Source organism: Salegentibacter flavus (genome assembly GCF_900115145.1).
GTDB classification, from domain to species: Bacteria; Bacteroidota; Bacteroidia; order Flavobacteriales; family Flavobacteriaceae; genus Salegentibacter; species Salegentibacter flavus.
Genome location: NZ_FOVL01000017.1, coordinates 72059 through 85553, shown reverse-complemented (window position 1 = coordinate 85553; position 13495 = coordinate 72059). Strand labels below are relative to the sequence as shown.

The 13495-nt window shown below is 41.9% G+C and carries 10 protein-coding genes; 9 read left to right on the top strand and 1 reads right to left on the bottom strand.

The features are described 5' to 3' along the window. A partial coding sequence (locus tag BM266_RS13040) for a transposase (protein ID WP_139220645.1) occupies positions 1-277 on the top strand: 277 nt, incomplete at its 5' end. Positions 278-413: 136 nt separating this feature from the next. Here BM266_RS13040 and BM266_RS13035 read toward each other — a convergent pair. Further along, positions 414-656: a hypothetical protein gene (locus BM266_RS13035; RefSeq protein ID WP_139220644.1), complete on the bottom strand. Its 243-nt coding sequence runs from the start codon at positions 654-656 to the stop codon at positions 414-416. Between the two features lie 268 nt (positions 657-924). On the opposite strand from BM266_RS13035, the gene BM266_RS13030 reads away from it, so the two are divergent. The 8 genes from BM266_RS13030 to BM266_RS17495 all read left to right on the top strand — a co-directional run bounded on the left by BM266_RS13030 (position 925) and on the right by BM266_RS17495 (position 13460). Then, complete coding sequence (locus BM266_RS13030) at positions 925-1248, top strand: DUF6660 family protein (protein ID WP_093410475.1); 324 nt, start codon at positions 925-927, stop codon at positions 1246-1248. Positions 1249-1281: 33 nt separating this feature from the next. Then, a complete protein-coding gene (locus BM266_RS13025; RefSeq protein WP_093410474.1) occupies positions 1282-3447 on the top strand; it encodes a TonB-dependent receptor in 2166 nt (721 codons plus the stop codon). Between the two features lie 406 nt (positions 3448-3853). Beyond that, positions 3854-4234: a hypothetical protein gene (locus tag BM266_RS13020; protein ID WP_139220643.1), complete on the top strand. Its 381-nt coding sequence runs from the start codon at positions 3854-3856 to the stop codon at positions 4232-4234. Positions 4235-4306: 72 nt separating this feature from the next. Beyond that, positions 4307-5491 carry a TolC family protein gene (locus tag BM266_RS13015; protein WP_093410471.1) on the top strand — a complete coding sequence of 395 codons (1185 nt, stop codon included), beginning with the start codon at positions 4307-4309 and terminating at the stop codon, positions 5489-5491. Between the two features lie 16 nt (positions 5492-5507). Further along, positions 5508-5792: a hypothetical protein gene (locus tag BM266_RS13010; RefSeq protein WP_093410469.1), complete on the top strand. Its 285-nt coding sequence runs from the start codon at positions 5508-5510 to the stop codon at positions 5790-5792. Between the two features lie 15 nt (positions 5793-5807). Beyond that, on the top strand, positions 5808-7310 hold the full coding sequence (locus tag BM266_RS13005) for an efflux RND transporter periplasmic adaptor subunit (protein ID WP_093410467.1): 1503 nt from the start codon (positions 5808-5810) through the stop codon (positions 7308-7310). An 18-nt stretch (positions 7311-7328) separates the two neighbouring features. Next, the gene (locus BM266_RS13000; protein WP_093410465.1) at positions 7329-10409 is read left to right on the top strand and encodes an efflux RND transporter permease subunit; all 3081 of its coding nucleotides are present in this window, start codon (positions 7329-7331) and stop codon (positions 10407-10409) included. Between the two features lie 696 nt (positions 10410-11105). After that, the gene (locus BM266_RS17495; RefSeq protein WP_093410463.1) at positions 11106-13460 is read left to right on the top strand and encodes a TonB-dependent receptor; all 2355 of its coding nucleotides are present in this window, start codon (positions 11106-11108) and stop codon (positions 13458-13460) included. Positions 13461-13495 lie beyond the last annotated feature (35 nt).

The window sequence follows — 13495 nt, the reverse complement described above, 5'->3', positions numbered from 1 at the left end:
GAGTGCCTATTTTGAGTATACGGCGCCCATTAGGAAGCTCATATATACTACTAATGCCGTAGAGGGTTTTCACCGGCAGGTAAGAAAAGTAACCAAGACCAAAGGAGCTTTCACTAATGATATGGCGTTATTGAAGCTGGTTTATCTGGCTACCCAAAGAATTGAAAAGAAATGGAACGCTCCACTGCAGAATTGGGGCTTGGTAGTTCAACAATTAGCCATTAAATTTGAAGGCCGACTGGAGTTGGATTTAGCAACCAATAAAACGAAAAGCTAAATTTTCCTCCTCCGGGGGTACCCCCGGAGGAGGAAGGAGACAGAGTTGAGCTAACACTCCCGTTCCTGCTACCATCATTAAAAACAAGTAAACTCATCTATTTTTTTCGATAAAGGATCTTTTAGCCTTAACATTCTTAATGATTTCGCTTTGCTGAAAAAATATTTTGCTCCTGAATCCTGAATTTTGTCAATATTTCATCTAAACCAATATTCCTGTCCTTCTCACCTTTAGGGGTTAGCATGACCTTGTCATCTACTATGTCAATTAACTCATATTTGAGAAGTTCATTGAAGTCTTCTACTAAAGAATCTTCAGCTAGGATGGCTAAGACATCACGTTTTTTAATAAGTTCAATAAGTTTTTGAGTAGATCTCATTTTTTTATTAATAAATTGATAATCGGGTAGCAAAAATCGATCAGGAACAGGAGAAGAAAAATGACCGTGATCACGTTTTAAATGATTTAGTTTTATAATCAATTCATTACCAGGGTAGGTTGTTTACTTCTGCTCAAAGTTGAAGTAGAAACGAATACCTAAGGGAACTTTGAAAAGAAGTTCCTGGAGTTGAGGTCGAGAATGAAATCAAATAGGTAATGGTTTGAATTCAATTTTGTCTGAACCAGATAATCCTTACTTTTGAAGCATGAAAATTTTAGTGGTCATTTTCGCGGTGATAGGTATGCTGCTTTCCGGATTTCCGTGTTGTAGTATTGATTCCTGTGAAGATTCTCATGAACAAAATACCAAAATAGAAGCTGAGGATGAGAATGAGGATTCTGATCTATGCTCTCCTTTCATGAGCTGTGGGGCCTGCCCGGGCTTTGTCATCTCTTTCTCTGCCTCCCCGGAGGAACCTGAAACCTTCTCAAATGACCCCAGGAAACATATAAAAACTTACACCTCCTTTTCTGAGAGGGAATTTATTGATCGATTATGGCAGCCGCCCCGTGGCTTTTCTTCCTGCTAAATTATTCTATTCGATCAATAAATAAAAAATACAATGAAGAACATATTTTTAAGTCTTGCGGTATGCTGTATCGCACTTGGTGTTAATGCACAAAACTCTCTTGAAGCTGTAATTTATAACAACGAAGAAAAAACTCCGCTTTTAGGAGCTAATGCAATCGTTAAAGGAACTGATATCGGGACCACGACGGATATTGATGGAAAAATACGATTAGAAAACATTCCGGATGGGAATCAAATTATTGAATTTAGTTTTTTAGGATTCGAGTCCGAAGAAATTGAACTTCAATTCCCCAGAGCTTCCAGCGAAGTGCTTCAAATATACCTGGAGCCTTCAGGTGAAGAAATGGAGGAAGTGCTCATCAGATCTACCCGTTCCCGGAGAACCATTGCCGATTTACCTACCCGGGTTGAGGTGATCTCAGGTGAAGAGCTGGCAGAAAAAGGTAATATGAAACCCGGCGATATTAGAATGTTACTAAATGAAACCACGGGAATTCAAACCCAGCAAACATCGGCTACCTCGTATAATTCAAGTATTCGTATTCAGGGCCTGGATGGGAAATATACCCAATTGCTTAAGGATGGTTATCCTTTATATTCAGGATTTTCAGGAGGACTTAGTTTACTCCAAATTGTACCCCTGGATTTACAACAGGTAGAGGTAATTAAAGGTTCTTCTTCTACGCTATACGGCGGGGGCGCTATTGCGGGGCTGGTAAACCTTATTTCCAAAACTCCGGGGGAAGAACGGGAATTAAACTTTATGCTGAATGGAACTTCGGCGCTGGGATTGGACCTTAGTGGATTCTATTCTGAGGACTATGGTAAACTCGGTACAACTGTATTTGCTTCCTACAATATGGGGAGCCCATATGATCCTGCTGATAACGGACTTACCGCAATTCCTGAATTCAACCGATTTACCCTTAATCCCCGTATATTTTATGACTTCACCGAGAATACTAAAATGGATGTTGGGATTAATGCCACCCTGGAGGAACGTACTGGAGGTGATATAGATTGGTTAAACGGGGAGTCCGTAACTGATCCTTATTTCGAGAGAAATAAAACTAAAAGATATACCCTGCAGGCAGGACTCGAACATAATTGGAGTGACAACAAGCGATTGAACTTTAAACATAGCCTTAGTTTTTTTGATCGTAGCCTGGAAACCGGAGATTTTAAATTCGCCGGAAATCAGTTAGCCTCTTATAATGAGGTTTCCATCAATATGGGAAAGATGACTTCCGAATGGATTGCCGGAGTTAATTTATGGGTAGATCGTTTTGATCAGGATCAGCTCTATGATCGTCCTGTGGTAGATTATGAGCATTACACTTATGGCCTGTTCCTTCAGAACAACTGGACAGCCAGTGATTTTTTTCAATTGGAAACGGGACTCAGAACCGATTATCAGAATGAATACGGCTGGTTTGTATTACCCCGAATTTCAGCAATGTTTAATATTTCCGATGCTATTACCAGCAGGGTTGGTGGAGGCCTGGGTTACAAGGCCCCTTCGGTTTTTACGGAAGATGCTGAAAGGCTTCAGTTTAGAAATGTATTGCCTATAGATGTTTCCAGCATTGAAGCTGAAAACTCCCTGGGAGGTAATTTCGATATTAACTATCGCACGGAACTTTTTGATCTTATAAATTTTACCAGCAATACTCTATTCTTTTATACCAAAATCGATAATCCTATCATCCTGCAGCCAACCGGAGGCATGTTTGAATATGTGCAACCCAAGGGCTATGTCGAAAGCAAAGGTTTGGAAGCAAACCTGAAATTGGGGTACAGGGATTTCAAACTTTTTACCGGCTATACTTTTGCAGATGTAACCAGAACAGAAAATGGAGTTGAGACTCTTATGCCTTTGGTCTCCAAACACAGGCTGAATAATGTTTTGATGTATGAACTTGAGGAAAGTTTGAAAATCGGGTTGGAGGGCTATTATTTTAGCGAACAACAATTAAGCGATGGTGCAATCGGACAATCTTACTGGATCTTTGGACTGATGATGGAAAAACTATGGGAAGATTTTTCTATTTTTTTAAATTTTGAAAATTTCACCGACACCAGGCAAACCAGATTTGATTCCATTTTTACCGGTTCTGTGAGCAATCCGGAATTCAGGGATATTTATGCTCCAGTAGACGGTTTTGTGGTAAATGGAGGGTTTAAATTATTCCTTTAGAGGAGTTCTGAGCAATAAGGACGGGTAAATAATAGGCACGAGTCGTTGCGAGTCGGCACAACAGTTATACGAGGGGGTGGATTTAATCCGTTGTAACAGATTCAAGGAGGGGGTAATGAAGCCTGACGCGGTAGCCTCGGGCGTAATGCGTCGACTTGTGCCTGAGTTCAAAAAATTCTTTGTTAGGCGTTGCACAAAGCTTTTGCTGGTTTACCTCGTGTATACAGTTTTGCCATTATTATATTTTGGAAAAATGGGGTGATTCCCCGGAGATTCCCAATGAATCAGAATAAGGCTCTATTGAAAGTTGAACATAGTTAGGAAAACAGGTATTTATTTATATATTTGGTCGGTGCAGGTGAAACATCAAATAAAAGCTTTTATTTTTCTGGGACTATTTTCTCTGATGCTCTTACATCAAATGATTCCCCATCTGCATCATGTACACCAGGAAGCGCACGATCATGGCTTAACGGAACACACCCATTCCCAGGAAAACCAGCAAGAAAAGCAATCTGAAAGCTCACAGGATATTTTTACTGTCCTGCTGGCCCTCCACTCACATGGAGGGAGTAATTCTGAAGTTCCTGTTGTTAAAATTTCCATTGAACATATTACCCCTAAAAAGGTAAAAGGCGAAAAGTCGATTCTTCAGATTTCCTTGCACCAACCTGTAATATCAGAAGATCAGCTTGTTTATCTTATTGGAAATTATCAGCCACCACCAAAATATTTCAATCCTTACTTATCACATCTATCCCTCCGGGGACCTCCCCAATTGGTTTGATCACCAAGTCGGGCCTTTGTTTGAATGCAACAGGCCGACCTTATCATATAGATTAAACTAAAATTAAATATTATGTACAGATATATAGTTTCCGCTGTCTGCGGATTCCTTATCTCTATTGGCTCATTTGCTCAGAATACCGGAATGGAAAATATTCTAAAGGAGATAAGCCAAAATAACAGGCAACTAAAGGCTTATCAGTCCTTTATCGCCGGTAAAAATCTTGGCAACAAGACAGAGAATAACCTGGAGGATCCACAGGTCTCGGCATTTTATCTCCCGTTTGGAGAACATCAAACCGGTGATTATTATGAATACCAGATCTCTCAACGATTGGAATTTCCTACAGTTTACGGTGCCCGAAACAAACGAATCGATAAACAGAAGGAGTTACTTGAACTGGAATACAAAATGATGCGCCAGGAAGTTCTTTTGAAGGCCAAAAAACAGCTCTTAGAGCTACAAAGCCTTAAGAAACGGAAAGAGCTGGAGGAGAAAAGAGTTGAGCAGGCAAAGCAAGTGTATATACAGATCCAGCGGTTATTCGATGCGGAACAGATCGGAATCCTGGAACTGAACAAGGCAAAGCTTGCCTGGTTGCAGGATCAGTTTGAACGGGATCAAATAGCGATCCGTATTAAAAATACGCTAATGGATCTTCAAAAACTAAATGGCGGGAACCCCATTCAAACAGATCAGGACAGGTTCCTCGTAGATCCGGAAGTAGCCGAAATGAAGACCCTCTGGGAAGAGAAACTTTCCGAAGGCACCGAGCTTCAGATGCTTAAAGCCCGGGAATCCCTTGCTGAACAACAGATGAAACTGGAAAAGAATAAGATTCTCCCTGATCTCACCATTGGTTATAATTACCAGGGGGTGAATTCCAGTAATTATTCGGGGTTTTTAGGCGGACTCTCCATTCCCCTTTGGAACAGCAATAATAAGGTGAAAACAGCCAAAGTTAATCTGGAGTATGCGCAAGCTGATACAGACGCAGAAACTGCTGAACTTTATTCAGAGTTTCAGGAAAATTACCGGCAATACCAGTTATTAAAAAGTAAATACGAGGAATATCAGGAGACTTTTAAGGACCTGAATTCCGAAGAACTTTTATTTAAAGCTTATGAGCTTGGGGAATTGTCTTTTCTGGATTATTACCGGGAAATTGAATTCTACCGCCAGGCGTATAACAAAATGCTGGAAATGCAAAGAGAGCTTTTTCAGCTAAAAGCCGAACTTTTAAAACATCAATTATAATTTAAAATTAAACATTATGAATTTCAAGATTTTATTTTCTGCAGCAATATTAATTTTCAGTTTTTCAGCTTGTAGAGAAATAGCTAATGATGACCACGGACACGAGCATGAAGAGGGAACTGAAGCTCATGCTCATGAGGAGGAAGGAGCAAACGGTCATCCACATGATGAAGATGGCGGGCATATGAACGAAGAGCATGCCGAACAGGAAGAGTTTAAAGTTGGTGAAGATTCACTGGATCATCATCAGGAATCAGATCATCATACTCACGATGACGGAACCGAACACGACGATCATTAAAATTTACATTAAGATATGAGATATATTTTTATAGTATGCATCTCGCTTTTCCTTTTTTCCTGCGGAAATAACGAGGAGGAAGACCACGCGCACGATGCAGAAGGAAATCACCTAAGCACAGAAGTTCCAGTAATTAGTAAAACCGTCTGGACGGACCAGACGGAACTTTTCGTGGAATTTCCGGCCCTGGTGGAGGGGAAAACCAGCAAATTTGCGGCGCATTTCACCGTTTTGGACAAACATCAGCCGGTTCGTGAAGGCTCGGTAACAGTTAGTCTTATTAAAGGAAAAAGCGGAATCCGTCATACGGCATCAGCGCCATCATTTCCGGGAATCTTTTCTCTGGCCCTGCAACCAAAGGAAGCGGGAACATACGACCTTGTCTTTGATTTGAAACCCCCTGAATATTCAGACAGGATCGTGATCAATGACATTCAGGTTTATGCCTCAGCTGCAGCAGCTTCAGAAAATGTAAATGAAGGAGAAGAAGCAGGGATCAGTTTTTTAAAGGAACAGGCCTGGAAGATCGATTTTCAGACAGAACCGGTTACAAAGGGTGAAGTCTATGATATTGTTCATACCTCAGGAGTATGGCAAGCCGCTCCCGGAACCTATAAAACTCTTGCAGCCGGAGCCAACGGGATGGTAAATTTCGTTTTAGAAAACCTCACTGAAGGCACTGAGGTAAAAAGAGGCCAGCTTTTGATGAATTTGAGCAGTGAAGGCCTTTCTTCAAATAATACTCAAGCTGAAATTGCCCAGGCAAAAGCCAGGTACGATCAGGCGAAAGCTGAATATGAGCGGAAAAAAGAACTTTATGAGGATAGGATCGTTCCCAAATCGGAGTTCGAAAGGGTGGAAAGCGATTTTCGCGTCGCCGAAGCGAATTTCCGCGCGCTTGCCTCCAATTATGGAGCAGGCGGGAAGCAGATTCGAGCCCCTTTTGACGGATTCATCAAATCGATCAACACTTCCAATGGAGATTATGTTGAGCAAGGAGCAAATCTGATTACGATTGGGACGGATAATTCACGGTTGCTAAAAACACAGTTGAGTGCGTCTCATAATCCCAGCAAAAAATCAATTGCTAATGTTTGGTATAAGAATGAGAATGGAAACTGGAAGGAAGTTGAGGGTGCAGGTGGTTCGGTGATTTCTGTAGGCAAAGAAGTTGAAGACGGGAACCCCATGATCCCGGTATATATTAAAGTAGGCGATGTTGTTGAAATGCCGGAAGGAAGTTTCACAGAAGTGCAGATCGCTCTTGGGGAAGCTGAAACCGGAATCATAGTTCCTGAAGCTGCCTTACTCGAGGATTATGGCAATTATTCTGTCATCGTACAAACCGGAGGCGAGAGTTTCGAAAGAAGACCTATAAAGATCGGGGAGCGAAACGGAAAGAGCGTCCAGGTGTTAAGTGGACTTGAGGCCGGAGATGTGGTGGTCACAACAGGTGTCTACCAGGTGAAAATGGCTTCAATGTCTGGACAAACTCCGGGACACGGTCATGAACATTAATACTGAAAATGAGATTAGATGTTAAATAAAATATTATCAATTTCGCTTCAAAACCGGCTTCTTGTCCTTCTGGCAGCGGTAGTACTAAGCCTCACCGGGTTTTATCTTGCACGTACTATGAACGTGGATGTATTCCCGGATCTTACGGCGCCTACTGTTACCATACTTACTGAAGCCCACGGAATGGAGTCGGAAGAGGTTGAAAAACTGGTAACCTACCAACTCGAAACCGCGATGAACGGTTCGCCGAATGTGAGAAGAATCCGTTCTTCTTCAGCCGCGGGAATCTCCATCGTTTGGGTCGAATTCGATTGGGGAACTGATATTTACAAGGCAAGACAGATAGTGAGTGAACGTATTCCAATGGTTCGTGAAAACCTACCAGGCGGAATAGGAGCTCCTACCATGGCCCCGATCTCTTCTATTATGGGAGAAGTAATGCTGCTGGGAGTTACTTCAGATAGTCTGAACCCAATGGAGCTAAGAACCTTATCTGACTGGCAAATACGTCCAAGGATCAAAGCAATCGGAGGGATTGCAAACGTGGTGGTAATCGGTGGAGATTACAAGCAATACCAGGTTTTTGCCGCTCCCGGAAAGATGAAATATTACAACGTTAGCCTTGCTGAAATAACTGAAAAAGTAAAGCAGGCGAATGTCAACGCCCCTGGTGGCTTCTTTAACCAATATGGAAGTCAGTATATCATCAAAGGCAATGGCAGGGCTTATGCAGTGGAAGACCTTGAGGAGGCTGTTGTAAAACAGGTGAACGGGCAGAGCATCAAGATCAAGGATGTAGCTGAAGTGAAGATCGGCGCTGCCGATAAGATAGGTGACGGATCCCTGAATGCCAAACCGGCTGTTATCCTGACCATTTCCAAGCAGCCAGATGTAAATACCCTGGAGCTTACTGAAAGACTGGATGAAGCGATTGCTGAATTGCAGACGAGTCTGCCGAAAAGCGTAGAGATCAAGAGTGAGATCTTCCGCCAGGCAGATTTTATTGATGCATCCATCAGCAACCTGAATATGACCCTGCTCGAAGGTGCCTTTTTTGTAGTCATTGTGCTGTTCATTTTCCTGATGAACTGGCGTACAACCTTTATTTCATTACTGGCCATTCCAATATCATTACTGGTTTCCATTATTGTTTTAAAATGGTTGGGATACACCATTAATACGATGAGTTTGGGAGGTATGGCGATCGCAATAGGGGCGCTGGTAGATGACGCCATTATTGACGTGGAGAATGTTTATAAACGCTTGCGGGAGAATATTAGAAAACCAAAAGCTGAAAGACAATCGGTGATCACGGTAGTAAGAGATGCATCGGTTGAAATTCGAAGCTCCATCATCATAGCAACGCTTATTATTATCGTTTCTTTTGTGCCGCTGTTTTTCCTTGGAGGAATGGAAGGACGATTGCTCGAACCACTCGGCATTGCTTTTATCACTTCGGTATTGACATCTCTGGTGGTGGCAATAACAGTCACTCCGGTATTATGTTCTTATCTTCTGAAGGATGAAAAAATGCTTAAGAAGCAAGCTGAAGGGACAAAAGTTGAAAGATGGTTGCAGAAAAGTTATGCAGATGTTCTTAATCGGGCATTGAAAATTCCTAAAACCATAATTGCGGTAACCGTAATTGCTTTTTTACTGAGCATTGCAATTTTTACCCAATTAGGAAGAAGTTTCCTTCCTGAATTCAATGAGGGTTCCATGGTTATCAGCGTGGTTGGACCTCCGGGAATTTCACTTGAGGAAAGCAATAAGACCGGGAAACAGGTGGAGGAATTGTTGCTTGAAATGTCTGAAGTGGCTGTGGTTACCCGAAGGACTGGTAGAGCAGAGCTGGACGAGCACGCCCAGGGCGTGAATGCGGCCGAGATTGACGTGCCATTTACTTTGGATGATAAATCAAAGGAAGAATTCTTTGAAGACGTCAGGGAAAAACTGAGCATAGTACCTGGGGTGAATATCACTTTGGGACAACCTATCGCTCACCGGATCGACCATATGTTATCTGGTACGAGGGCCAATATTGCGATCAAAATTTTCGGACCAGATCTGCAACAACTGTACGAAATAGGTAAAAGTGTTGAGGAGAACATCACTCCTATCGATGGACTAGCCGATGTCGCGGTAGATCAGCAGATCGAAGTTCCGCAAATCAAGATCACTCCAAAACGCCAGATTTTGTCGGCTTACGGAATGAGCGTCGGGCAACTTATGGAGCAGGTAGATATTGCCTTTGCCGGCCACGAGGTAGGCGAGGTTTATGAAGGTCAGAAGTATTTTGACCTCGTAGTTCGATATGGAGAAAATTTTAGAAACAGCATCGAGAATATCAAAACTGCTTTAATAGGTCTTCCAAATGGATCACAGGTACCACTAGAACAGGTTGCAACTGTTTCCTCGGTAAGCAGCCCCAATACCATTAGCAGGGAGGATGTGCAGCGTAAGATCGTGGTAGCAGCCAATGTTCAGGGACGAGACCTAAGGAGTGCGGTGGAAGAGATACAGGAAACCGTAAACTCTTCGGTGAGTATTCCTGAAGCTTACAGAATACAATATGGCGGACAGTTTGAAAGTGAATCGAGAGCATCCCAAATGCTTCTGATAACCGCTATAATGGCTGTTTTCGTTATTTTTCTGTTGCTTTATTTTGAATTTAAAAACGTAAAACTTGCATTTGTTGTTCTGATTAACTTGCCATTAGCGCTAATCGGTGGGATTTTGATTGTTTACTTTACTTCCGGGATTGTAAGTATTGCATCTACGATTGGTTTCATCAGTCTGTTCGGAATCGCTACGCGAAACGGAATATTGCTGGTTTCCAGATATGAAGATTTGCGAAAAGAAGGCCTGAAAGGTTATGATCTCATCAAAACCGGGGCACTCGACAGATTGAATCCTATATTGATGACAGCATTCACAACAGGTCTGGCCCTTATTCCACTTGCCTTAAAAGGAGGTGAACCCGGAAGTGAAATTCAGAGCCCGATGGCCGTCGTAATCCTGGGTGGTTTACTTTCGGCAACGATTCTTAACTTGGTTGTAATCCCCTGTGTGTACGATCTGGTTAGCCGAAAGGATTAGTTTCGCTCAGTCAAAAACTGGTATACAGATATTATTTATACCATAAAGAAGGGAGGAAGACTAAAGGAATTTGTGAAATGCGAAACGGACCTGGTGATCAAATGATATTAAAAGAAAAGGATATAAAATTAGCGGGGGCATTAATCGGTTAACTATGCTTTCCTATTTAAGCCTCTTGCCTGATTTCAATTTCTGAAATCATTTGGCAGTTTAGTTAAAGAAATTTACAATTTTGACTGGGATAATCTTTTCTATTGAAAGGATAGTAGCAGAAACGAAACAAAGAAAGTTGTTCTAACAAAATGCGCAGCCAGCAGGCAAGCTTTTCAGCGGAAATACTATCCGCGTATTTTAGAGATGTTGTTTAATAGACTTTTGTTTGTGGATGGACATTTCCGCTGAAACCCGGAGGGGGAGAGCTTGACCTGCGCTTTACCTTCGGTTTCTTTTTTTAAGAATCAAAAGAGCTTTTTGTGATTTTGATGTGCATTAATTCGTAGAGTTTTAAGTGTGGTACAACTTTTTTCAATTTTTTTTCGGATTATTTCATTTATAACGACTTATTAATCAGTATAAATAGGCAATTTCATTGGGAGTTATGGGAGAGTCTCTTAAAAATCCAGTTGTTTTTTATTTAGAATGATTCTACATTTGCTATCTATTTAAAACCAGTCTAAATAAAAACTACAGTCTAAAATGAAACATTTCACCTTGCTATGTGCTATGATATTGGCGGGAATTACCGGTTACGCGCAACAGGAAGAAGTATCCCTTCAGGGGAAAATCACTGATGAAACCAATAGTCCAATCCCCTTTGTAAATATTTTACTGGAAAAATCTTCCACGGGAACAACTTCTGATGTTGATGGCAATTATAAATTGGAGAACATCGGTCCCGGAACTCAAATCATAAAATTTTCAGCAATTGGTTATGAAACCTTAACCCGCGAAGTAATTTTTGATGGTGGTAAGATGCAAACGCTTAATATCACCTTAGAAAGAGACGAGCAGGATCTGGGTGAGATAGTAATTACCTCCAACCGCACCCGGGAAACCCTGGATGAAGTTCCCTCTTCGGTATCTGTTCTTACTACTGGAGAGATAGAACGGCTTAGCCAAACCAGTACCTCGGTAGCAGGACTTTTAGCCGAAATCCCCGGGATATCTTTAAGTACCAATCAAACCAGTAATACGGGGCAGACTTTAAGGGGACGCAATATGCTGGTACTAATTGACGGGATTCCGCAATCGACCCCTTTAAGGAGTGGTGGACGCGATATTAATACTATAGACCCCAATACCATAGAACGTATTGAGGTGATCAAAGGAGCTACCGCAATTTACGGGAATGGGGCTGATGGTGGCATTATTAATTACATCACCAAAAGCCCGGGAACTGCAGGGAAATTTAAGAGTACCACAGAGCTCAGTACCCAGGGATCGCTTGTTAATACCGAACATAGTCTTGGCTCTAAACTATCGCAAACTTTTTCTGGTAGTACCGAAAAACTCGGCTATGTGTTTTCCGGGAATTTTCAGCAAACCGGAATCTTCAGGGATGCCGAAGGAGAAGTGGTCTCTCCCACCTATGGTCTCGGGGAAACCAACCAATACAGTCTATTCGGGAAATTAAACTATGCTCTGGCAGAAGATCATTCCGTAGAAGTGATGTATAACTATTTCAGCAGTAACCAGGATACCGAATATGTGAACCAGAACGGTGTTTATGGAGAACGTCCGGCAATTGGGGTGATTGGAGAGGTGCCTGGAGTAGACCAGGGAAACAGATTTAATCATAACGCACAGCTTACTTATGATGCAACAGATCTCATTGGAAATACCGATCTAAAGTTCAACCTTTATATGCAGGATTTTAAAACTGTGTATGGTTTTAGTGACTATTTCTACAACGCCGAAGAAGGTTATGAGGGTGGGCAGTCTACTGTGGAATCGACCAAAAGAGGGCTTCGGCTTAACTTTAAGACTCCATATGATCTTGGCGATCAAATTTACGGAGACCTGCTCTACGGGATTGATGTTCTCAACGACAAGACATCTCAGAAACTTATTGATGGAAGGATATGGGCTCCGGAAATGGATATGACTAACCTGGCTCCTTATGCCCAGTTAAAGACTATGTACCGGAATTTTGTGCTTAAGGCCGGATTACGCTTTGAAAATATCAACATAGATGTTCCCGATTACAGCACCATTTATATCTTTCCATATGCCGGGGAAACCCCTAACGGTGGTGTTGATGTAGATGGTGGAGAGTTAACCTATGATGCCACAACCTTTAATGTGGGACTTCGCTATAATGGAATAAAGGAGTTTAAACCATTCGTGAGTTTCTCCCAGAGTTTTTCTATCGCCGATCTTGGGCGTACATTAAGAACCGCTACTGAAAATACTGTAAGTTTAATCTCTTCAGAAGCGGTTATTGCGAATAATTATGAGATTGGGTTTAACAGTGATATTGGGGAGACCCGATTCAAGGGGGCCTATTTCATCAGTACTTCAGATTTGGGGGCAACCTACAGGGAAGTAGATGGTATTTTTCAAATAGCTAGACAGCCTGAGAAGGTCTACGGATTTGAATTTTCTTTTGATACCAGGATAAGTCGTGGTCTTAATCTGGGAAGTTCTGTTTCCTGGACTGAAGGGAAACTGGATTCGGGAAACAATGGAGATTATAATACTTATATGAATGGTGACCGTATCCCTCCTTTGAAGACACTTACTTATCTCTCTTATGACATTAACGAGAGATGGAATGCACGCTTATCACATCTTTATAGCGGAAGCCGTGACCACTTTGATCCTGATGCCAATGGAAACTATATCTACGGAAAAGGGCCGGTGGAAAGCTTTAATGTGGTGAACCTTAACTCCAGTTATCGTTTGACCGAAAGTGCCAGTCTGAGTCTTGGAATAGAAAACCTGTTAAATGAAGATTACTATAATCTAATTTCACAATGGGGTGCCAGAGATTCTAATTATATCAAGGCTAATGGGGCAAGATTTAACCTTTCCCTGAAGGTGGAACTTTAAAATCTTTAACTGCAGTCATCGAGGGATGGCTGCAG